This is a genomic window from Pirellulales bacterium (assembly GCA_035939775.1).
In the GTDB taxonomy this organism is placed as follows: Bacteria; Planctomycetota; Planctomycetia; order Pirellulales; family DATAWG01; genus DASZFO01.
Window position 1 is genome coordinate 25,944 of the sequence record DASZFO010000159.1, and the last position, 23,265, is coordinate 49,208.

A 23,265-nucleotide genomic window follows, 5' to 3' on the forward strand; every position below is an offset into this window, starting at 1 on the left:
GCGCACCTATCCTCGCTGGGAAGTCTAGCACGCCGGTGCGGCGCGAGAAGCGGCGGGCGCCCACCGGCGGCGGCAACGCCATAAATCGGGTTCCGGACTTGCCGGAATTGCGGATAATGAGGGCGAGAATTCCGATACCGGGTTTGCCCCATGATCCTGTTGAGCGTTGAATCCATCGTCAAGCATTTTGGCCCCGATCCGGTGCTCGACGGCGTGACGTTCGAGGTTCGGCCGCGCGAGCGGATCGGTCTGGTCGGGCCGAACGGGGCCGGGAAGACGACGTTGCTCAAGATTCTCGCCGCCGAGGAGCAAGCCGACTCGGGCGTCGCCGAGCTGCATCCCTCGGCGCGGCTCGCCTATCTCGAACAGCAGCCGCTCGTCACGCCGGGACGCACGCTTTGGGACGAAGCCCGCGGCGGGCTCGAGCACCTCGTCAACATGGGGCGCGACGCGGAGGAAACGGCTCGGGCCTTGAGCGAGGCGACCGAACCACGCGACCGCGACCGGCTCGGCAAGCAGTTCGATCGCTTGCAGCATCAATTGCACCTGCACGGGGCATATAACTTCGATCACAAAATCGAGCGGGTGCTGGGAGGTCTCGGATTCGGTCCGGACTGTTTTCAACAGTCGGTCGAGACCTTGAGCGGCGGACAGCAGAATCGGCTCATGCTGGCACGCATCCTGCTGGCCGAGCCGGACATCATGCTCTTGGACGAGCCGTCGAATCATCTTGACATCGAGGCGACCGAGTGGCTCGAAGCGTTTCTGAGCGAAAGCGAGCAGGCGATGATCATCGTCAGCCACGATCGCTATTTTCTTGATCGCGTGACCAATCGCACGCTCGAACTTTATCGCGGCGAGGTCCAGTCGTTCCCCGGCAATTTCTCGGCCTATTGGCGACAGAAGGCCGAGCGACGGGAGGTGCAGCGGCGGACCTACGACAAGCAACAGATTGAGATCGCCAAGACGGAGGATTTCATCCGGCGGAACTTCTACGGCCAGAAGAGTGCTCAGGCGAAGGACCGCGAAAAGAAGCTGGCCCGCATCGAGCGCATCGCCGAGCCGCGCGAGATTACCGCGCCCAGGATGGGATTTCCCGAGGTGAAGCCCAGCGGCGAGATCGTCTTGCGGGCCGAGCACTTGGCGAAGGCGTTTGACCGGCCGCTGTTTCGCGAGCTATCGTTTCAGATCGAGCGCGGCCAACGGTGGGGCATCCTGGGACCTAATGGCTCGGGCAAGACCACGCTGCTGCGTTGCCTGATCGCCAGCGAGCCGCTCGACGAAGGATCGGTCCATCTAGGGACGGGCGTGCGGATCGGCTATTTCGACCAATTGCTCGGCGAATTGGACGACGACGCGCAAGTGGTCGATGCGATCCGTCCGCCGCACAAACAGTTCACTGAGCCGCAGCGCCGCGAGCATCTCGCCCGCTTCGGCTTGACCGCCGACATGGTTTTTCAGCCGGTGAAGAGCCTCAGCGGCGGCGAGCGGAATCGGGCGGCGCTGGCGCGGCTGGCGACGCTCGATGCCAACTTTCTCGTGCTCGACGAGCCCACGAACCATCTCGATCTCTGGGCCCGCGATTCGCTCGAGCGCTCGCTCTCTGAATTCGACGGAACCGTGCTCCTGGTCAGCCACGATCGCTACTTTCTGAATCGCGTCGTCGATCACCTGCTGATCGTCGAGCCGGGCCGATTTCGGATCGTCAACGGGAACTACGATGCGTACCTGCACCTTGTCTCGCGTGGCTTGGCCGCCGGCGAGGCGACGGTGGAGGACCAGATGGAGAAAAATCCGGCGACTGTCGGAGCGGCTTCAGCGACCAAGGACTCGACCGATGTCAAACCCGCCAAACGGAAACGCAGATTTCCTTATCGAAAGGTGGCGGATTTGGAGCGCGAGATTCTCGATCAAGAAACTCGTTTGGATGAATTGAACGTCGCGCTGGCCGATCCGCAGACCCACCGCGACGGCGGCCGAGTGCGGGAGGTGAAGGCCGACATCCTGACGGCAAAGGAGACGCTGCGGACGCTTTACGAACATTGGGAAGAGGCCGTGGAGTTGAATTGAGCGCCTCTGCTTTTCGGCCGATCCGCAGTCTTGCCCGAATCTGGGCGGACTTTGCCGGCTTTATTGATAAGACCGTTCAGACCCGACTCTGAGTCTCGTTGTGCACCAACTTAGCGCGCGAGTTCGTCAAGACCTAACGGCCTGGGCAATCTGTGCAGCGACGACGAGTGCGCATGGATTCGGTTGTACGCGAAATGTCGATAGGTCTGGTAATCCCGCTCGTAATGGATTTGTGGCGGCGGGGCCGCGCGGCACGACGAATGGAATCGCACGATGCAGTTTTCGAATACAACCCAAATGCTGGCCAGGGCGCCACGGCGTTTAGAGCCTATCCGAGAACTGGCTGCGGAGAGGGGGACAGTCCCCTTTGGTTCCCGACCATCTGGCGATGGTGCCCGCTCCACAAAGGGGGACAGTCCCCGGCGGTTCTCGGATAGGCTGTTAGTCGGTGTCGCGATTGTTTTGATCGGCTTGATCTGCGGCTGCACGCCGTGGGGCGAGTACGTTCACAACGGATTCAAAGTCGGGCCAAACTATGGCCGGCCCGCGGCTCCGGTCGCCCGCGACTGGATCGACGCCAACGACGTGCACGTGCGGCACGATGAACAAGAGCAAACCCGTTGGTGGAGCGTGTTCCACGATCCGGCGCTCGACGCGCTGATCTGCACGGCCTACCGCCAGAACCTGACGTTGCGGGCCGCCGGATTCCGGATCCTCGAAGCCCGGGCGCAACTCGGTATCGATACGGGCAATCTCTTCCCTCAAACGCAAGACGCCGCTGGCGCTTATCGCCATAGCGAAGCCAGCCGGGAAAATGGCGGAGGAGGAGGCGGGGGTAGTCGATTCAGCAACAATGTCAACTTCGGCTTCAATATGGCCTGGGAACTCGATTTCTGGGGGCGCTTCCGGCGGGCCATCGAATCCGATTCGGCAAGTCTCGACGCCTCGGTCGAACTCTACGACGCAGCTTTGCTCACACTCCTGGGCGACATCGCCACCGATTACGTGCAGATGCGCACGACCGAGCAGCAGATCAAGTACGCGGAGGAAAATGTAAGGATTCAACGCGAGACATTGCGCATCGTCGAAGTCCAGGTCGTCGGGCCCGGTCATAGCGAATTGGATATCGACCAGGCTCGGAGCACGCTATTGGCCACCGAAGCCGCAATTCCTGAGCTAGAAATCAGCTTGCGTCAATCGATTACCCAACTCTGCATCCTGCTCGGAATTCCGCCGGAGGATTTGCGAGCCCGGCTCGGCCCCGGTCCGATTCCGACGGCGCCCGCGGAGGTAGTCGTCGGCATCCCGGCCGATCTGCTCCGCCGCCGGCCGGACGTGCGAGCCGCCGAGCGGCAACTGGCCGCCCAGTGTGCACTGATCGGCGTCGCCGAATCGGCCTTCTACCCCGCGATTTCGATCAATGGCAGCTATGGATGGTCCGCGTCGAATCTCAGCCATCTTTTTGAGCCCAACGCGATCACTGGCTCGGTCGGACCGTCGTTTCAATGGAATGTACTCAACTACGGCCGGATTCTGAACGGCGTTCGCTTCCAGGACGCCAAGTTCCAGGAACTCCTGGCAACCTATCAAAACACCGTGCTTGCCGCTAATCAGGACGTGGAAAACGGATTGGTGACCTTCTTGCGCGGTCAAGTGCGCACTCAGCTTCAGCAGGAGGCAGTGGATGCCGCCAGAAAAGCCGTCGATATCGCGACGTTTAAGTATAAGTCCGGAAGCGCGAATTTCACTACCGTCACGCAGGTCCAACAAACTCTCGTCGTGCAGGAAAACACGCTGGCTCAAGCGCAAGGCGAGATCGTCACCGGCTTAATCCAAGTTTATCGAGCATTGGGAGGCGGATGGCAGATTCGCTTGACGGGATGCAATGAAAACCTTCCGCCGCCGGGAGTCGCCCCCGCGCCCTGGCAGCCGCCCAAGGAGTCGGAAGAGGTGCCTGCCCCGACCGACGTGACGCCGCCACCGCTGCCGCAGAAGACGCCCGAGAATAACAAGAACTAGGAATCTTTATGCGACTGCCGTCCGCTCGTGCGCCTTTCGCCGCGAGACTTTTGCTCATTGGCGCCTTCGGCGTTGGGATGTTTTGCCAAGTTGCCCAGGCCGACGAGCCTGGCGGCTGGCATCTCTGGCCGGGGATTTGTCTGCATCCCCCCTGCATGATGTGTCCCGACGATTATTGCCGGAAACCTATCCCACCTCTCTGCCCCGTCTGCTGCTTCGGATGCAATGACTATTGTCCCAAGCCTCTGCCGTGCATCGCGCCGGTGAAGTGCTGCGGTCCGGACGACTACTGCTGCAAACCGCTGCCGGTGATGCTGCCGCTCTGCCCAACGCCGTGTTACACGTGCGGCCCGCCACCGGCCTGCGGTTGCCAGCACGAACACTGCGGCAGCGGATCGGCACATTGATTTGAGATCGCTCGCAATTGCCAAGCGCCCGACGCGGAGCCGACGCTGCAAGCGTCGGCATCGATGCTGGCTACAGCCCGCGAGTATCTTGGAGACGAAACAACGTCGCGCTGGCACTGGCCGGGCCAAGACGTCGCCGCGCTGGCCCCATCCTCCGCGGATTTCCAGCCTGCACTCAATCACCGTCAAATCGGCCTTTTGCCGGCGGGCAGTCGGCGGTACACTCTCCCGCCGCGTTTAGAAGCGGCCAGGCCGCAAGGATGCGGTTGAGGCGGTTGGATTCATCTTCCCGCCGTTTGCCAAGGAGAAGGCATGTCGGTAACTAAGCATTCGAATAATCCGCGTTTGTCGGTGGCGATGATTGCCCGTGACGCCGAGCATTTGATCGCCGCGTCGCTCGATAGCGTCCGCGAGATGGCCGACGAAATCATCGTGGCCGACACCGGCTCCATCGATCGGACTCGGCACGTGGCGCTGGCCCGGGCGACGCACGTCGTGACGATCCCTTGGATCGACGACTTTTCGGCTGCCCGCAACGCTTGCCTCGATCGGGCGAAAGGAGATTGGGTCCTCTGGCTCGATGCCGGCGAAACGATCGACGCCGCCACCGCCGATGAGATTCGGCGATTTGTCGATGAAGATGCCGATCCATCGCAGGCCTATCTGATCCTCGTCCAGCTCCCGCCGGCCCAGGATAATCTGGCTGGAGAGCAGGTCGCGCGCATTCGCTTGATGCCGAACAAGAAGGAAATTCGGTTTCGCGGCCGAGTCCGCGAGAACCTGCGGGGCGCACTCGGCGCGCTCGGAATGTCGATCGAGCCGACTTCATGGTGCATCCACCGCACAGCGGCCGATCACGATCCGGCGATCAAATCGCGGAAGGCCCGCCGCGACCTGAAGCTGGCGGAGCTGGAAATCCGCGACCGCGGTCCGGCGGCCAGCCCGTTGATCGCGTCGGGCGAGGCCTGGACCAACCTGGGTGAATCGCGGCAGGCGATCGATTGCTTTCAGCAGGCGCTGGCCCTATCCGGTCGCGGCTCGACGGAAATGCTCGAGGCCTATTACGGAATGCTCGCCACCTTAGAGCCGTTCCGAGAACCGCCTGCGGAGAGGGGGACAGTCTCCTTTTGTTCCGAAGACTCCACAAAAGGGGACAGTCCCCGGCGGTTCTCGCAGCCACAGGACCACGATCTCCAGATCAAGACCTGCTTGGAAGCGCTGGAGATCTTTCCGTTCGACGCCCAGTTGCTCTGCGCCATTGCCAGCTACATGCAGAATCGCGGGCGGATTGATTTGGCCAACCGGGCCTATCAATCGGCCGTCACGCATGGGCAAATCAATCTCGAGACCTGGCATCTCACCTCGCTGCACGAAGTGGCGGCGAGCTGCCTTAGCCTGTCGCTCGAATTATTGAACCAAGACGATGACGCCAGGCACGTGCTGGAAGAGGCGTTGTCCGCCGGCGGCGATGCCGTACGCCTGCGGCGCCGCTTGATCGATCTGCACATCAAGCACGATCGCCGGAAGGAGGCGTTGGAGCAGGTCGGCTTGCTCCCGGGCCAGAGCGGGCAGCTCGATGTCCTGCGGACGGCGGTTCGCGGAGCTTGTCTGGCTGGAAAGAAGGAATGGAATTCCGCTCGCACGTTTCTTCAAACCGCCTACGACGCCGGCTGCCGCGATCTCGTCTGTCTGCGCTGGCTGGCCGTCACGCTAATCGCTTGCGATCAACCCTCGGCGGCCGAGCCGATCCTGCGGCAATGGCAAGCCGCGGCGCCCGGCAATCTCGAAGCACAGAAATACGTCGAATCGCTGTCGGTTCAATCAAGTGCCACGAGCGGCTCATCCCGCGTTGCTCCGCTCGCGCCGGCGGATACCGAGCGGCGACTGCGAGGCGATGTCCCAACCAGTCCGGCCCTCGGCCTCTTCCCGCCGCACTCGGGCGGATTCTCCACAGTCGGCATCAATGCGACGTCCGGCAAGTGACCGAGCCGATTTACTTTCCCCGCTGATCGCCCGTGCCGCCCGTGCGGCGGACGCCGCGGCTTGCCGCATTGTCTGCGGACTGCGGTGGAACGGCCGTCTTGAAGAGGGCATCATCGCTGGGGGGCGCCAAGGTCGGCTCGTTGCGGCCCGTTGCCGTCAACGTCGTCGGGGCCTTGACCAGGATCATCATCGCGACGAGCCGGTCGGTGCCGATTGCCGGATCGGCCACGGCGAGCGCATATTCGCCAATATCGAGATTGTAGTCGCGCACCGTGGCCAACAGCGCGCGGCGCTGGCGAGCCAAATCGGCGTGACAGTTGAGCAGCGTTTGCAGGTCGGCCTGACCCTTGCCGCGAGATTCCTCCGCATAATGAACGGCCGACGAAGCGGCATGCAGAGCCGCGGTTCGGGCTTGGATCGCTTCAAGCCTGATGGGCAGCCCGCGATCGATTGCCCGAGTTCGCGGCGGGGGCACCCTTGAAGCAAACAACGTGTCAAAGTACGTGCGATAGGGTCCGACTAGGGGTGGATCGGCGGTCAACGGAAGTTGCGTGTTGCCGGCGATGCCAAACAGATCGGCCAACTCCTGCTGGGCAGTCGCAACGCCGAGACGCGCTTCGTGCATCCGCGCTTCGGCCGCCGCTCGAGCGGCGGATAGCTCGGAGGCCTCCAAGCCTTTTGCGGCCTCGATCAGCTCGAGGCGAGCCAATTCATCGGCGGCCCAGTTGTAATCCACCTCAGCCGCCGACAGTTTCCAATAATCGCGGACGACCCACGACTGCCGGTTGCGGTCGTTGCCGGCGCGAGCGAACAATTCGAGCAGTGTCGTCGGCCGGCCGGCAAGCGCGGAATCCTTGGGAGCCGTCAGCCCCTGAGCGATGAGATCCGCCGCGGCGGCCGCAGCCGCTTGGGCCGGTCCATTGGCATTGGTTTCGGCGGCCGTCCTGGCGTCGGTCGCGGCGGCATTGGTAGCCGGAGGGTTAGTCGTAAAACCGCTCGCTTGGCGAACCGCCGGGTCGACAATCGGCGCCCGCGGCACGGAGACCATGGGCGGACTTTCGTTGCCCGATTGACCCGTGTCGTCCGCCGTGCGACGTTTCATCACCGACTTCAGCGCCGATGGATCGGGACTTGCCGTCGTCGATCGGTCAGTTGATCGATCGCCCGCCGCCGGCGTCGGATTATCGTCCGCGACCGCCGGACCACCGCGGGCCAACTGCATCACGAATGTCCCGCAGGCGAAAAGCAGCATGATCTTGTTCATGATCGAACCTATTAGTGCAACGCGATTCCAAACCTTGATTTTCATCCAACTAGCGGCTGCCAGCAAGTAGCCTGACAATTTGCCCTACGAGCGTCAATGCGAGTGTGGGCGAAAACGTTGCTTCCCATTAGAATTGGAACACGAACGCGGGATCGATTCACCCGCGCGGAGAACGACGGTTATGCGGTTCACGACGATTGCCTGGAGAAATCTGCTGCGCCGCCCGACGCGGACGTTGCTGACCGTCGTCGGTCTGGCGATTGCCGTGGCGGCGGTCGTGGCGCTCGTGGGAATCTCCGACGGTTTCGAACGTTCCTACGTCAATCTGCTGCACGACCGGCAGGTCGAGCTGATCGTTCAGCGGGCCAGCGGGGGCAACAATCTCAATCGCTTGCTCGATCCGAGCCTTCGGAAGAGTTTGCAGGGTTTGGCTGAAGTGAACGAAGTGTTCCCCAGCCAGATGGACGTCACGTCGTTTCCCGACTACGACCTCTCGGCGGTCATCACGATCGGTTGGGAGCCCGGCTCGCGATTGATGAACCGGCTGGCAATCACCTCGGGCCGCACCCTCCGCCCCGGCGACCACGCCAAGGCAATCATCGGCGCCGTGTTGGCCGCGAACATGAACAAGAAGCCGGGCGAAAAGCTCACGATGTATGGCGAGGAGATCGAGATCGTCGGCGTCTTCGATAGCCACAGCGTCTTCGAGAACGGCTCGGTCTTCATGCCCATCGGAGAATTGCAGCGTTTGATGAGCACTCGGCTGGTCACGGCCTTCAGCGTCAGCGTGAACCGTCCCGACGATCCGGCTGAGGTGTCGGACGTGGCTCGGCGGATCGAGCGGATGGATCCGACGCTGGCTGCGCTGCCGGTCGCGGATTTCGTCGACAACATTCAGCAGATTCGCCTGGCTCGCGGAGTGGCCTGGGCCGTATCGGCGATCGCGCTGGTGATCGGGGCGATCGGAATGCTCAATACGATGGTGATGTCGGTCGCCGAGCGGGTCCGCGAGATCGGCACCCTGCGGGCGATCGGTTGGACCAAGCGGCGCGTGATGTCGATCATCCTCTGCGAATCGATCTTGTTGAGCATCGGCGCAGCGGCGCTGGGCACTTTGACGGCGATCGGCCTGACGAAGTTCTTGAGCGGCTTCCGTTTAACGTCTGGCGTCATCGCGGGGCAGATCGCCCCGGCCGTGATCTTGCAGGGCTTGCTGGTCGCGATCCTGATCGGGATCAGCGGCGCCGCCTATCCGGCGTTCTGGGGCGCGAGCCAGCGCCCGACCGACGCCATGCGGCGGAAGTAGAAAGTAGGGCATGCTGGGCATGCCAACTAAACTGTGGCGGAGGCTGCCAGCCTCCGCGCCGACGCTAGCAGCGACGGCCACACGCCACGTTCTTTTCGCGCTGCGGTTTTCATTTTGCACGAGATGGTTCTACAATGGCGGCGTTGTCGATGCGAAGTTTGCTTTCGCGTCGACTCGCGCGCGTCCACGGATGGGTCGGAAATGCTCTCGCTCGATACGAACGGATTTTCGGGGTTCGGCCGCTCGGCCCTTTGGGCGCGGTCGAGGACGAAGCTAGGCGGTGTTGACCTCGAAGCCGATGCCCGCCAATCACGCCGTGCGTTGCGGCGATTCTGCCCGGCCCGGCCCGGCGTCTATGGCATGATCGACGCCGGCGGTACGTTGATCTACGTCGGCAAGGCGAAATCCCTTCGCCATCGGCTGCTCACTTATCTGCAAACAGAGCCGGGCGATCCGAAGGCCGCGCGAATTATTGAGCACGCCGAGCGGCTCGTCTGGGAGCCGGCGGCGCATGAGTTGATTGCCTTGGCCCGTGAGCTGGAGTTGATCCGCCGCTGGCGACCGGAATTCAATGTGCTCGGCCAGCCCGGCAGATTCCGCCGCTGTTACGTCTGCCTTGGCCGCGGCCCAGCGCCTTATGCGTATGTCGCGCCGCAGCCGAGCGAGCGAAGTCAGCAGGCGTTCGGGCCCGTTCCTTCCCGGCGACGGTTGGCCGATGCCGTGCGGCAAGTCAACAAATGGTATCGGCTCCGAGATTGCCCGGAGCGCGTGGCGATGGTGTTTGCCGATCAGTTGGAGTTATTCAACGCCGACCGCCGGCCGCAATGCACGCGGTTCGAGCTGGGCACCTGCCCCGCACCCTGCGCCGCGGGCTGCACGAGCCGCGACTATCTGGCCAACGTGGCGGCGGCCAAAAGTTTCCTCGAGGGAACGAACGTCGGCCTGCTCGACCGATTGGAGCGTGAGATGCTCGCCGCCGCCGAAAGCTGCGAATTCGAGCGGGCCGCCAACCTCCGCGACGCGTGGCAACCGCTGGCTTGGTTGCACGACCACCTCAATCGGCTCCGGCAGGCGCGAGGCGAGTTTTCGTTCGTCTATCCGGTCACGAGCACGACTGGCCGAGCATATTGGCTCGTCGTGGATCGAGCGCATCTGGTTGATGTGGTCCGCGCGCCGAGAGATTGCGTATCGGCCGAGCGATGCTTACTTCGGTTGACGCGAGCCTTCGGCGCCCAAGTCCGATCCAAAGACGGGCCACGCAAGGAAGACATGGAACACATGCTCCTGGTGCTGACTTGGTTTCGGCGCCATGCCGACGAATTCGGGCGAACGATTCCCCCGAAAAGGGCGAAGGCCATCTGCCGAAACTTGGCCGAGATTCGCCGCGCCGGATGAGCGACAGTGTGTTCCTCACGCTCCGCGCGAGGATTCATCACCCGGATCGTGATGAGTAAACTCGATGGTCCGCATCCGCTCGGCTACCAACTTCATGTCGGCTACGAACGCCTGTTGAATATCGGCGCGGATCGCGTCGGGGCAGTGCAGAATCGCAGCCGGATGGAAGGTCGCAATCGTCCAAGGCGCCCAGGCTGTCGGACGAATCTGGCCATGCTGCCTGCTCACGCGAAAGGTCGGTCCCAACAGGGACTGGGCCGCCATGGCGCCTAAACAAATGACGACCTCTGGGCGGATTGCCTCAAGCTCGGCCTCCAACCAAGGAATCCAGGCGTGGATTTCGCGGCTCGTCGCCTTTGCCGCCCGATGTTCGCGCTCCCGCCGCCCCGATTTGAAATGCTTCACGACGTTGGTCAGATAGATTTGGCGGCGATCGATGCCGACCTCTTGCAGGACGGCGTCCAATAGTTTGCCCGCAGGCCCGGCAAAGGGCCGGCCTTCCCGGTCATCTTCGCCACCCGGCTGATCACCCACGAATACGGCGCGGGCGTCGCTGGGGCCTTCGCCAAACACGGTTTGCGTCGCCTCGCGATGGAGTTCGCAATCGCGACAGGTCCGAGCCGCCAGACGGAGGCCGTCGATCGACCGATCCTGCGGTATGAAATCGGCGGCGGAAGTTTCGATTTGTCGCTGTCGAATCATACCCAATCATTCGCGAAGCAACGCGAAAGAACCAGTGGCGTTTTTTGGCCACCGCGACGGCGACAAAAAAACCGGCTGTCCACGCGGAGCAGCCGGCTGTGAATATCGCCAACAATTGTCGAACAGGATGAGTCTCAGACGACTCTGGTCCGTCCGGGAACCGGCACCGGATAGTTGCCCTTGTCATCCGGCACAACCGGGGGAGTGGCGTCGAAGCTATACTCCTTCGGCATAATGCTGATCTTCGAGTTGATTGCCTCGTCCCATGTCAGACTCTGACCGGAGTAGGTCAGCATCCGGCCGAAGATGGCCATCATGGTGCTCTCCGCACCCCGCTTCGCCTCGTTATATGGCGTATCGGAGCGGATCGCCGCAAACAGATCGTCGTGCTCGACCTGGTAAGGGTTCTTGTAACGCTCGCCGTAGCCCCACGTCGAGCCTCCCTTGACGTCGATGCGCGATCCGCTGATGTCGCAGGTCCCCTTGGTGCCGTGGGCATATTCGGCAACTTGGTCCCAGCAGCCCGGAATATGGCGGCATTGGCTAAACACGCGTGAGCCGTCGGCATATTCGAGTTCGACGCAATGATGGTCGAATGTCTGGCCCTGGTCCTTGCCCTTGCGGACCTCGCGGCCTCCCATGCCATTGCCGCGGACTGGCAAAGTGTCCTTGACCCAATGGGCCACGTCCAAGTTGTGGATGTGCTGCTCGACGATGTGATCGCCGCAAGTCCACACGAAGTAGTACCAATTGCGCATCTGGTATTCCATTTCCGTCATGCCGGGCTTTCGCGGCCGGGTCCAGGGGGTCTGCCCGTTCCAATACACGCGCATGGCCGTGATGTCGCCAATTTCCCCGTCCTGAAGCCGCTTCACGGTTTCGAGATAGTTTGCCTGATGGCGGCGCTGCAAACCGACGCCCACCTTGAGGTTCTTCTTCTTCGCTTCCTCGGCTGAGGCCAGCACGCGGCGGATGCCGGGCGCATCGGTCGACACCGGCTTCTCCATGAACACATGTTTGCCGGCGTTCACCGCCGCTTCGAAGTGGATCGGGCGGAAACCGGGCGAGGTGGCCAGGATCACCAAGTCGACCCCCGAATCGATCGCCTTTTGATAAGCGTCAAAGCCGACGAACTTGCGGTCTTCCGAGACATCCACTCGGTCTTTGAACTTCTTGCTGATGCCGTTGTATGCGCCATCCAAGTTGTCGCGGAACGCGTCGGCCATGGCCACGAGCTTGACCGGCCCCGTTGTGCTCAAAGCCTGTTCGCAAGCGCCGGTGCCGCGGCCGCCGCAGCCGATCAGGGCGATCTTGATCGTGTCATCGCCGGCCGCATGAGCCGAGCGGGCGATGCCGAGCGTGCTTGCCAGCGCCCCGCCGGCCGCGATGACCGACGACGTCTTGAGGAATTCGCGCCGCGAAGGCGTTACGATGGGGGAGGAATTGGCGGAGGGAGTCGGATCACTCATCTTGGATTCTCCGAAACGTACGAGGGGTGGGATGTCGCATTGCGGCCCGAGATTCGGCGGCCGGCCAAACGATCAATCTAACCTGACTTGGCCGCGAATTCTAGCAGTGGCCGGCAATAAAAAGGCGTTTCGGGGCAAGCCAGGCAGAGCGATACCGCTCCCTCGCTCGCGCATCGGGCTAGTATCGGCGATGAAAAATCCGGGCTAATCAGGCCTGAGCATTGACATTTGACCCGGCGGGCAAGTTGCCCAAGAGCTGCACCAAATTGCTCAAGCCAGGGCTTTGCGACGAAGAATCGGCCCCAGCGAAAAGATCAGAGGCAAGCTGGCCTCCGGCGGAATTACTACCGTTGTTTTGCAGCAGTTGCACTAGCAGATTGAGCCCCTGCTGATTTCCGGAATCGAGCGCACCGGCCTGCGAATTTGTCGTCGAATTTATCGTCGAATCGGTCGGTGAATTGGATTGCGAACCCGATTGCGAACCGGTTTCCGAACTCGACTCCGCATGATGGTGATGATGGAGACGCCCCGCTCCGGCCTGTTGCTGGAGCTGCTGAGGATCGATGCCGTTTTTCTGAAGCGTCTGGGTGATGGCGTCGGCAATGGCTTGCAGAATATCCGACGCGCCCGAGCCGCTCGTCGTCGAGCCGGAAGCGGTCGACGTCGATGCCGCGCTGCCGCCGTTGGAACTCGAGTTGCTTCCCGACTCGTAAGTCTGAAGCGCGGCTGTGACCGCCGCGTCGATTTGCTGGCGCAGATCGGTCAGGCCGGCCGAATTCCCGATGGTCGCCGACGAAGCATCTGACGGCGAAGCTCCGCTGGAAGACGAGGCCTGGAGATTCGGATCGAACAGCAAGGCGACGATGAGGCCGCCGCCGGCAGCGCCTCCCGATGCAGTTCCGGTCGAACTGATGCTCGATGGGCTCGCGAGAGCATTGATTTGCGAACTCGTACTTCCCACCGCTCCAATACCAGCCATGGTAATGCTTCTCCTAGTCGACCTGCTGAGCGAAAAGTCGCGTGAGGATTCTTAATCCATTGCTCCCCGCGGCTAGTGGTAATATCGACCATGCCCGCCTTGCCACTCGATTCGAAAGAACCGTGCGACTCGGTGCGTGAGGAGCTATTACGACCCACTGCCCGCGTTTCCCAGTAGTCGCCGATTTTGCATAGCGCCCTGATCTCCGCGGATCGATTGGCTGGCTAATCTGGGCAGCGCAGACATCGCGATGCGCGGCGGCTCATGCCATTGAAAACGGACTGCCTCCGTAAGCCAGTTCACTCTCCGCACGGATTTTCGCCGGTTATTTCGGCGCTGGCAGGCTTGGCTTGACCTCGGTTGGCGCGGGCGGCTGCACGGTCTCCGGCGGCGGCCGCCACGGAGCTGGGGCGACTCCGGGGGCTGCGAGCGCTTCGTTGCAGCCGCTGAGCCGAATCTGCCATCCGCCCCCCAAGGCCCGATAGACCTGGATCAGTCCGCTGACGATTTCCCCTTGCGCTTGGGCCAGCGTATCTTCCTGCTGAACCAAGGCCTGCTCGACCTGGGTGACCGTGGTGAAGTCGACCGTGCCGGCTTTGTATTGCACGAGCGCGATCTGGACCGCTTTCTTGGCGTTGTCAACGCTCTCCTGTTGAAGGCGAGTGCGCATCTGGCCGCGCAAAAACGTGACCAGCCCATTTTCGACGTCCTGATTGGCGGTGAGGACTGATTGTTGATAAGTGGCCAGCAGCTCTTGGAACTTGGAATCCTGAAGGCGCACGTTGTTCGAAATCCGGCCGTAGTTGAGCAGGTTCCACTGGAACGTTGGGCCGACCGAGCCGGTGAGCGCCGCCGGCTCGAACAGGTGGCCCAGATTCTGGGCCGCATAGCCATACGAGCCGGTGATGGAAATCGCCGGATAAAACTGAGATTGAGCGACGCCGATCAAGGCGCACTGGGCCGCCAACTGGCGTTCCGCGGCCCGCACGTCCGGCCGGCGGCGCAACAAGTCCGCCGGAATGCCAACCACCACATCTGGCGGCGCGGTCGGAATGCCGCCCGGCCCGAGGCGAGCGCGAAGTTCCTCCGGCGGCATCCCGAGCAATACGCAAAGCTGGTTGATCGTTTGCCGCAAGCTGATTTCCAGCTCGGGGATCGCAGCCTCCGTGGCGGCAAGCGTGCTGCGGGCCTGATCCAAGTCCAATTCGCTAATCGTGCTGGCTTTGAACCGCGCGTCGACGATCGTCAAGGTCTCACGCTGCACACGAATGTTGTCCTCGAAGTATTTGATGCGCTGTTCGGTGGTCCGCATCTGCGCGTAGTCGGTGGCCACGTCGCCCAGCAGCGTGAGCAGCGCGGCATCGTAGTTCTCGACCGAGGCGTCGAGATTGTCCGAATCGGCTTCGATCGCTCGCCGGAAGCGTCCCCAAAAGTCGAGTTCCCAGGCGAGATTGAAGCCGAAGTTCCACTGGCTAAAGAAATGCTTCGTCAGATTGTTCGACGCCAGCGCGGTCCGTTTGCTGACGGCATTGCGCTGATAGTTGCCGGTGGCGTCTTGAGTCTGCGGGAAGAGATTCCCGGTGTCGATTCCCAATTGGGCTCGCGCCTCGAGAATCCGGAAGCCCGCTTCGCGGAGCGTCAGGTTTTGCCGGTAGGCGGTGCAGATGAGAGCTTCGAGCGCTGGATCGTGGAACGCTCCCCACCACCGCGTCTGCTCGTCTTCATCGCGCCGCAAGCGCGAATCGTTGGCGTCGATCCAATCATGGGCGACCGGCGCCGCGGGGCGACCGTAGTTCGGCCCGACTTTGAAGCCGTTGTGGATGTAATCGCCAATGGGCGTGCAACCGCAGAACAGTCCCGCCATGAGCAGGGGAGCGCACAGTTTCCACGTGAAGCCACGCATGAGTCGATTCCATTCGCCATGCCAGCGGCACGCACTGGTCGGAAGCCGCATGCTCTCCGGCCGGTGTGTTTCGCGGTCAAAGTCTGCCCAGCCAACCGTGAAGGCGTTTTCGCAAAATCCGCTACGACCGGCATTATCGGATTTATCGTCATTCCTTGCGCAGCCGCCGAGCAATTCGTTCAGATCAACTATCAAATCCAGCTGGGAGAACGGGAGAGTCCCCGCCGGATTCGTCGGTGGAGGAACGTCGCAATCCGCCGTCGTTATCCATACCATGAATCCGGAACAGCCATCCCAATCTTCCGCTCTTGCCTCGCCATCATTCGGCCGGGTCGCTAATGGGCATTGGCGCTGGGTTGATCGGCTGCGCCCGATGTCTCCGCTCTTTGAAGGATTGGATAACATAAAAGAAAATGGGCGTCAGAAAGATCCCGAACAGCGTCACCCCAAGCATTCCGCTGAATACAGCGATTCCCAGAGTGCGGCGCATTTCGGCGCCGGCCCCGCTCGCGATCACCAGCGGGACAACGCCGAGAATGAACGCGAACGACGTCATCAGAATCGGCCGCAAGCGAAGCCGGCAGGCTTCCAGTGTTGCTTCCATTCGCGGCACGCCCGACTCGCGCCGATCCTTGGCAAACTCGACGATCAGGATCGCATTTTTGCTCGCTAAGCCCACCAGGACGACAAAGCCGATCTGAGTGAAAATGTTGATGTCGAGGCTGGCAATCTGCACGCCGATCACGGAACAGAGCAAGCACATCGGCACGACCAGAATCACAGCTAGCGGCAGCGACCAGCTTTCATATTGCGCCGCCAGCACCAAGAAGACGAACAACACCGCCAGTGCGAAGAAATACATCGCCTGGCTGCCGGCCTCGAGTTGGAGATACGCCAGATCGGTCCATTCGTAAGCCATCGAGCGGGGCAATTCGTCGGCGGCGATCCGCTGGGCCATATCGACGGCCTCTCCGGAGCCGGTTGCGGGACCGGGGTCGCCCGTGATGGCAGCGGCGGAATACAAATTGTAGCGCATGACCATCACCGGGCCGCTTGTGTCGCGCACGGTCATGAGGGTGGCCAAACGGATCATCTGCCCCTGATTGTTCCGCACTTGAAGCTGCCGCACGTCGGGGACTTGATCGCGGAAACGAGAATCGGCTTGCACGTTCACCTGCCATGTCCGCCCGAACTCGTTGAAGTTGTTGACGTAATAGGAACCGAAGTAAACTTGCAACGTGCTGAACAAGTCGCTGACCGAAACTCCCAGCGCTTCGCATTTGGTGCGGTCTATATCGAGGTAGAGCCAAGGCGTGTTCGCGCCGGAGCTGTTGAACATGTTGCGCAAACCCGGCGTGCGATTGCCGCGGGAGACGATTTGGTCACTGTAGCGTTGGAGAGTTCCCAAGCCCAGGTTGCCGCGATCCTCGACCATCAATTTGAAGCCGCTGGTCGTCCCGAGGCCGTCGATCGGCGGCGCTCCGAATGCAGACACGACCGCTCCGCGCACTTCCTGGCAGCGGCGCTGCAAGTCGGCGGCGATAGCGTCGGCGGTAAGATTGGCGGCGCGACGCTCTTCGAACGGTTTCAGAATCACATACATCGAGCCGAGATTCGGGGCATTGGCGTTCAAGATCAGCGACTGCCCGGAGATGCCCACCGTGTGCTCGACGCCCAGCGTCTTGCGCGCAATCTCCTCGATCCGGGCCATCATGCGCGAGGTGCGCTCGACCGAAGCTGAGTCGGGCAACTGCACGTTCAGCAGCAAATAGCCTTTGTCTTGCTGCGGGACAAATCCCGTCGGCGCGCGGTTGAATTGCCAGTAAGTCGCCACGAGCAATCCGCCATAGACCGGCAGCGCCAGGCCGCTGATTCGCAGCAAGCTGCCGACGGAGCGGCCATAACCGCCGACGACTCGATCGAAGAGGCGATTGAAGGCTCGGAAAAAGCCGCCAAGGACGGCATTCACCGGCCCGATGATGAACCATCCGATGGCGCCGCCGAGGATCGCGCCAGGAGTGAAGTACGCGGCATCGATGGCCCAGGGGAGCCACTTCGGCGCTTCTGCGCCGGGCAACGCGGGGAGACCGATTCGCCCCGCCAGATACTTCTCGCCCAGTGAAAGCGTGAGCAATCCACCCAGAATTCCGAACAGCCACCAGGGGACTGCTTCCTTGCGATGCTTGTTACCGTCGGCGCCTTCCTCCGTCCGGAAAATCACCACGGCACGCGACGGCGTCATCGTAATCGCGTTGACCGCCGAGATAATCGTGGAAACCGCGATCGTCACCGCGAATTGGCGAAAGAACTGGCCGGTCACGCCGCCGAGAAAGCAGCAGGGGATGAAAACGCAGCTCAGCACGAGCGTGATCGCCATGATCGGCCCCGTGATTTCGTGCATCGCTTTGATCGTGGCGGTGCGCGCATCCAGACCGGTCGCAATCTGCCGCTCGATGTTCTCCAGAACCACGATCGCGTCATCCACGACGATCCCGATGGCTAATACCAAGCCGAACAGCGTCAGGTTGTTGAGCGTGAAGCCCATCGCGGCCATCACGGCAAACGTGCCGATGAGCGACACGGGAACATCGATCATCGGCAAGATCATGGCGCGCCAATCTTGCAGGAAGATCAACACCACGATCGCCACCAGGATTACAGCGTCGCGAAGCGTGTAAAACACCTCGTTGACGGACTCCCGAATGAACGGAGTCGTATCGTAGACGATCTGATAATCGAGCCCGTCTGGAAAGCGCGATTTCAGCTCGCGCATCTTGGCGTAGACGCCGGCGGCCGTGTCGAGCGCGTTCGAGCCGGGAAGCTGATAGATCGATAGGGCAACGGACGGCTGCCCGTCGAGCGTGCAGGATTGGTCGTATTGTTGAGAACCCAGTTCGACGCGCGGCTGCCCGTTGGGCAAGCGCGTGACCACGTCGCGGAGCATCACGATGCCGGTCGCCGGGGGCGCGGGGCTGCCGCTGGTCCCGGCGGCGCCCGATGTGCCCGCGCTTCCGCCGGAGCCGGCTGCAGCCGTGCTGGCAGAGGGAGCGGCCGCCGAACTGCCGGTTGACGAACTTGCAGAGCCGGCCCCCGCTCCCGCCCCTGCACCGGCCTTGACAATGATCTTCTCGAATTGTTCCGGATCGGTCAGTCGGCCGAGCGTGTTGATCGTGAGCTGGAATTGCTGGCCCTTGGGGACCGGCTGCTGGCCGATTTGTCCCGCCGCGACTTGAATATTCTGCTGACTGATCGCGCTAACCACATCCATCGCGCTCAAATTGAGTGCGGCGAGCTTGTCGGGATCGAGCCATGCCCGCAAGCTGTAGGCCCGCTCGCCCAAATAGGTGATCCCCGCGACGCCGGACACCCGGCCGAGTTCGTCCCTGACGTAAATCGTCGCGTAGTTGCTCAGCCAGATATCGTCGTATCGCTTGTCGGGCGAGATGAGGTTCACGATCATCAGCGTGTTGGGAGACGTCTTCTTGACGTTGATCCCCTCGTTCTGCACGAGCGCCGGGATGACGGGCAGAGCCAGGGCCACTCGGTTCTGCACCAGCACCTGGGCCATATCGGAATCCATGCCGAGCTTGAACGTGACCGTCAACTTGTACGCGCCGTCGTTAGTGGATTGCGAAGACATGTACAACATGCCCTCGACGCCGCTGACCTGTTCCTCGATCGGGGCCGCCACGGTGTCGCGCACCGTCTGGGAATTGGCGCCCGGATAGAAGGCCGTGACTTGGACCGTGGGAGGCGCGACATCGGGATATTGCGCCACCGGCAACGTGAACACGGCCACGCCGCCGGCCAGCACGAACACCACGGATATCACCGTGGCGAAGATCGGGCGGTCAACGAAGAATTCCGCTATCACGGCCGATTCCTACGAAGGTTCTGCACGGTATCTGCGAAACAACTCCAGCAACGTCAGCGCCAGCAGCACTCCAGCGGACGCACCGACCCAGGCGGCCCACGGCAGACCGACTACGCCCAACTCCCCGAGCAAGAAACCGATCGTCAACCCCAGCAGGCCTCCAGCGACCGTCGAGCCGATCCAGCGCGTCGCGGTGGCCGAAACCAAGCGGGTTTCGCCGATGGATTGAATCACGTAAAAGAACACGGGCGTCAGAAAAATGCCGAACAGGGTCACTCCTAGCATACCGCTGAAGACCGCCGTGCCCAACGATCGTCGCATCTCCGCACCGGCGCCGGAAGCCAACATCAACGGAATCACGCCGAATATAAACGCGAACGAGGTCATCAGGATGGGGCGCAGCCGCAGCCGCGAGGCCTCCTCCGTCGCGTCAAATCGCGACCGTCCCTCCTCGTGCAATTGCCGTGCGAACTCGACGATTAGGATGGCGTTTTTGCAAGCCAGCCCGACGAGCACCACCAATCCGATCTGCACGAAGATGTTCACGTCCAGATGCGTGCCGAGCACCCCGGCCAACGAGCAAAGCAAGCACAACGGCACGACCAGAATCACCGCCAGCGGCAGCGACCAACTCTCATAGAGTGCGGCGAGCGCGAGGAACACGCAAACCACCGCCAACGCGAAGACAACCATCGACGTGTTGCCCGCTCGCTTCTGCATGAACATCAGCTCGGTCCAATCCCCCTTCATGCTGATCGGCAGCGTTTCGGCGGCGAGCTTGTCGACCGCGGGAATGGCTTCGCCGGAACTGAGTCCGGATTGCAAGTTTCCGGTGATCGCCGCAGCCGTGTACAGGTTATAGCGCGTGACCGCGATCGGGCCGCCGGTCGACTGCAAGTTGGCCAGCGTGCCGAGCGGGACCATTTGGCCACGGTTGTTCCGCACTTGGAACAGATTGATGGCGGTGGTTTGATTTCGATACGGCCCTTCGGCTTGGAGAGTCACCTGCCAATGGCGGCCGAAGTCGTTGAAGCTGTTCACGTAAAGCGAGCCGAGGAAAATGTCGAGCGTTTGATTCACGTCTTGCAAAGACACTCCCAACGAGGCGGCCTTGAGCCGGTCGATGTTCAAGAAGAGTTGAGGCGTGTTGGAGCGGAACTGAGTCGAGACACTAATCAGGCCGGGCACGTCCGTCTGCAACTTGCGATCCAGCGAATCGGTTTGCATCTGCAACGAGGGGAGCCCCAAGTCGCCGCGGTCTTCGATCATCACCTTGAAGCCCCCCGCCACGCCGACGCCGGGAATCGGCGACGCGCCGTAGACAGTCACGACCGCGTCCTTGATCTGCTTGGCCCACGCGCGCCGCAGGTCGGCCATGATGGCCGTGTCGGGGCGAAAGGGGTGCCGCCGCTTTTCGAACGAATCGAGCACGATGAACATTGAGGCCACGTTGGGCCCGGTGGCCTGCATCACGAACGACAACCCCGAGATTCCCACTGTATGCGCGATCCCCGGCGTTTTCCCGGCAATCTCGGCAACTTTGGCCACCACCGCCTGGGTCCGTTGCAGCGATGCCGAATCGGGGAGTTGGATGCTGACGATCAATCGGCCCTGATCCTGCTGCGGCACGAAGCCGATCGGGGCCTTGGAAAACATCAAATACGTCAGCACCATCAACGCTCCGTAGGCCGCCAGAATCACGAGGTTCACGCGCATGAAGCTCGCGACGACTTTCCCGTAAGCTGTCGTGCTCGCGCCAAACGCCGCGTTAAACAGCCGAAAGATCCAGCCGAGCGATAAATCCAAAATCTTCGTCACGGGATCGCGCCGGCCGTCGCGCGGCTTCAAGAGCAGGGCGGCGAGCGCCGGGCTGAGCGTCAGCGAATTCAAGGCGGAGAAGACGGTCGAAACGGCGATCGTCACGGCGAACTGCCGGTAAAACTGCCCCGTGATGCCGCCGACGAAAGCGCACGGCACGAATACCGCGCACAGCACGAGTGCCACGGCGATGATCGGCCCCGTCACCTCGTCCATCGCCTTGCGCGTCGCCTCGCGCGGCGGTAGACCGTGCTCGAGCCAGCGCTCGACGTTCTCGACCACCACGATCGCGTCGTCCACGACGATGCCGATCGCCAGCACCAGGCCGAAGAGCGAAATATTATTCAGGCTATAGCCGAGCAAGGCCATGATCGAGAAGGTGCCGATGATGGCAACCGGCACGGCAATCAACGGAATCAGCACCGACCGCCAGGTTTGCAAGAACAGCAGCACCACCACGCCGACGAGGAGCGTCGCCTCCAAGAGCGTGTTGACGACGTCGGACACCGACTCGCGGATAAACGGCGTCGTGTCGTAGGCGATTTGATAATCCAACCCTTCCGGAAACCGGCTCTTCAATTCCTCCATCTTCGCCCGCACGCTATTGGCCACATCCAAAGCATTCGTGCCGGGAAGTTGAAAGACCCCCAGCCCAACCGACGGCTTGCCGTCGAATAAGCAGGACTGGTTGTAGTTTTGAGCGCCCATTTCGACCCGGCCGACGTCGCTCAAACGAACGATCGCCAGCGACGGCTGATTCGGCATGAACGAGGAGCCGGCCGCGCTTGCGGTTGGGCTGGCGGACGTTGCGCTGGTCGACGATGCCGCGCTGTAGGAAAGGTCCGTGTTGGTCGAAGGGGCCGTGTTGGACGAAGGAGCCGCGTTGGATGAAGGGGCGGTCGAGAAAGCGCCGCCGGTAGTGGACCCGCCTCCGGTCATGCCGCCGCCCCCGGTCGTGCCGCCCCCCGCCGCGGTTCCGCCACCGCCAGTCGACACTCCGGGCGTCGCCAATAGCGTCGCACCCGCGGTGGTGCCGCCGGCCGGTGCGGCGCCGGCGGTGGTTACGGTGGCCGTCGTTGCGCGGCCCGCAGTCGTACTTGTAGACAATGTCGGCCCGCTCGTACCAGCCGTGCCGCCGCCGGTCCCAACCGTTAACAGGCTGGAGTTCACGGCGCTGGTCGAAGCTGCTGTCGTCGCTGGGCCGGTTGGCTGCGTGGCGTTCGTTCCCGGCGCGGGCAACCCAAAGCTTGATGCCAAAACCGGCGGCCTGCGCGCCGTCGCGGGCTGTGTCATCCGAGTCGGATTCACCTTGACGATGATGTTTGCGAATTCCTCGGGGCGCGAAAGCCGGCCCAGCGCGTCGACGGGCAGTTGAAACATCTGACCGCCCGGCGCTGGCGGCTGACCGATTTGCCCCGCCGGCACGTCCAGATTCTGGGCCCGGACCGCGTTGGCCACGTCAATAGCGGTCATGCCGCGGGCCGCGAGCTTCTGCGGATCCAACCAGACCCGGATGCTGTAGTCGCGCTGCCCTTGGTAGGAGATGTCCGAAACACCCGGAACGCGGAGCAATTCATCCTTGACGAAGATCGTCGCGTAATTACTCAAGTAGATATCGTCGTAGCGCCCGTCGGGCGAATAGAAGTTAACGATCATCAAGATGTCGGGCGTCTTCTTGCGGACCGTGATTCCCTGATTCTGCACTTCGGTCGGAAGCTGCGGCATGGCCAGCGCCACGCGGTTCTGGACCATGACCAGGGCCGTGTTCAGATCCACGCCGATGTCGAAGGTCACGGTCAGCGTGTACGAGCCGTCGTTTCCCATTTGCGATGACATGTAGAGCATCCCCTCGACGCCGTTCACTTGCTGCTCGATCGGCGCCGCGACCGTGTCAGCCACGACCTTCGCGCTGGCTCCGGGATAGGTGATGGAGATGGATATGCCGGGTGGCGTGATGCGCGGATATTGGGCGATCGGCAGATAGAAGAGCGCGATCGCCCCGACCAGCGTGATCACGATCGAGACGACGGAGGCAAAAATCGGCCGATCGATGAAGAAGCGCGAGATCATGACGAT

At 62.1% G+C, this 23,265-nt stretch carries 13 protein-coding genes; 6 read left to right on the forward strand and 7 right to left on the reverse strand.

Going from position 1 to position 23,265, the window contains the following annotated elements:
- Positions 1-150 precede the first annotated feature (150 nt).
- From VGY55_10330 to VGY55_10345, 4 genes are all read left to right on the forward strand, one after another.
- On the forward strand, positions 151-2,070 hold the full coding sequence (locus VGY55_10330; GenBank protein ID HEV2970376.1) for an ABC-F family ATP-binding cassette domain-containing protein: 1,920 nt from the start codon (positions 151-153) through the stop codon (positions 2,068-2,070).
- A 462-nt stretch (positions 2,071-2,532) separates the two neighbouring features.
- The gene (locus VGY55_10335; GenBank protein ID HEV2970377.1) at positions 2,533-4,089 is read left to right on the forward strand and encodes an efflux transporter outer membrane subunit; all 1,557 of its coding nucleotides are present in this window, start codon (positions 2,533-2,535) and stop codon (positions 4,087-4,089) included.
- Between the two features lie 232 nt (positions 4,090-4,321).
- Positions 4,322-4,501: a hypothetical protein gene (locus VGY55_10340; protein HEV2970378.1), complete on the forward strand. Its 180-nt coding sequence runs from the start codon at positions 4,322-4,324 to the stop codon at positions 4,499-4,501.
- A 307-nt stretch (positions 4,502-4,808) separates the two neighbouring features.
- Complete coding sequence (locus tag VGY55_10345) at positions 4,809-6,479, forward strand: glycosyltransferase (protein HEV2970379.1); 1,671 nt, start codon at positions 4,809-4,811, stop codon at positions 6,477-6,479.
- A 10-nt stretch (positions 6,480-6,489) separates the two neighbouring features.
- Here VGY55_10345 and VGY55_10350 read toward each other — a convergent pair whose 3' ends face one another.
- On the reverse strand, positions 6,490-7,743 hold the full coding sequence (locus VGY55_10350) for a hypothetical protein (protein HEV2970380.1): 1,254 nt from the start codon (positions 7,741-7,743) through the stop codon (positions 6,490-6,492).
- A 181-nt stretch (positions 7,744-7,924) separates the two neighbouring features.
- Here VGY55_10350 and VGY55_10355 point away from each other — a divergent pair, with 181 nt between their 5' ends.
- A complete protein-coding gene (locus VGY55_10355; GenBank protein HEV2970381.1) occupies positions 7,925-9,049 on the forward strand; it encodes an ABC transporter permease in 1,125 nt (374 codons plus the stop codon).
- A 201-nt stretch (positions 9,050-9,250) separates the two neighbouring features.
- Positions 9,251-10,444, forward strand: coding sequence for a UvrB/UvrC motif-containing protein (locus VGY55_10360; protein ID HEV2970382.1), 1,194 nt, complete (start codon positions 9,251-9,253; stop codon positions 10,442-10,444).
- Between the two features lie 15 nt (positions 10,445-10,459).
- On the opposite strand, the gene VGY55_10365 is transcribed toward VGY55_10360, so the two are convergent.
- From VGY55_10365 to VGY55_10390, 6 genes are all read right to left on the reverse strand, one after another.
- The gene (locus VGY55_10365; GenBank protein HEV2970383.1) at positions 10,460-11,146 is read right to left on the reverse strand and encodes a UdgX family uracil-DNA binding protein; all 687 of its coding nucleotides are present in this window, start codon (positions 11,144-11,146) and stop codon (positions 10,460-10,462) included.
- Between the two features lie 134 nt (positions 11,147-11,280).
- Positions 11,281-12,615 (reverse strand): Gfo/Idh/MocA family oxidoreductase, encoded by a 1,335-nt coding sequence (locus VGY55_10370; protein HEV2970384.1) that lies wholly within the window; start codon positions 12,613-12,615, stop codon positions 11,281-11,283.
- A 208-nt stretch (positions 12,616-12,823) separates the two neighbouring features.
- Complete coding sequence (locus tag VGY55_10375; protein HEV2970385.1) at positions 12,824-13,594, reverse strand: hypothetical protein; 771 nt, start codon at positions 13,592-13,594, stop codon at positions 12,824-12,826.
- A 325-nt stretch (positions 13,595-13,919) separates the two neighbouring features.
- Positions 13,920-15,497: an efflux transporter outer membrane subunit gene (locus VGY55_10380; protein ID HEV2970386.1), complete on the reverse strand. Its 1,578-nt coding sequence runs from the start codon at positions 15,495-15,497 to the stop codon at positions 13,920-13,922.
- Positions 15,498-15,816: 319 nt separating this feature from the next.
- On the reverse strand, positions 15,817-19,371 hold the full coding sequence (locus VGY55_10385; GenBank protein ID HEV2970387.1) for an efflux RND transporter permease subunit: 3,555 nt from the start codon (positions 19,369-19,371) through the stop codon (positions 15,817-15,819).
- Between the two features lie 9 nt (positions 19,372-19,380).
- Positions 19,381-23,259, reverse strand: a complete 3,879-nt coding sequence (locus tag VGY55_10390; protein HEV2970388.1) for an efflux RND transporter permease subunit — start codon at positions 23,257-23,259, stop codon at positions 19,381-19,383.
- Between the last annotated feature and the right edge of the window lie 6 nt (positions 23,260-23,265).

Coding starts and splice junctions, on each gene's coding strand:
- VGY55_10370 (HEV2970384.1), bottom strand. CDS start 12,615: ATGAGTGATCCGACTCCCTCCGCCAATTCCTCCCCCATCGTAACGCCT.
- VGY55_10355 (HEV2970381.1), top strand. CDS start 7,925: ATGCGGTTCACGACGATTGCCTGGAGAAATCTGCTGCGCCGCCCGACG.
- VGY55_10330 (HEV2970376.1), top strand. CDS start 151: ATGATCCTGTTGAGCGTTGAATCCATCGTCAAGCATTTTGGCCCCGAT.
- VGY55_10345 (HEV2970379.1), top strand. CDS start 4,809: ATGTCGGTAACTAAGCATTCGAATAATCCGCGTTTGTCGGTGGCGATG.
- VGY55_10380 (HEV2970386.1), bottom strand. CDS start 15,497: ATGCGTGGCTTCACGTGGAAACTGTGCGCTCCCCTGCTCATGGCGGGA.
- VGY55_10365 (HEV2970383.1), bottom strand. CDS start 11,146: ATGATTCGACAGCGACAAATCGAAACTTCCGCCGCCGATTTCATACCG.
- VGY55_10360 (HEV2970382.1), top strand. CDS start 9,251: ATGCTCTCGCTCGATACGAACGGATTTTCGGGGTTCGGCCGCTCGGCC.
- VGY55_10350 (HEV2970380.1), bottom strand. CDS start 7,743: ATGAACAAGATCATGCTGCTTTTCGCCTGCGGGACATTCGTGATGCAG.
- VGY55_10375 (HEV2970385.1), bottom strand. CDS start 13,594: ATGGCTGGTATTGGAGCGGTGGGAAGTACGAGTTCGCAAATCAATGCT.
- VGY55_10390 (HEV2970388.1), bottom strand. CDS start 23,259: ATGATCTCGCGCTTCTTCATCGATCGGCCGATTTTTGCCTCCGTCGTC.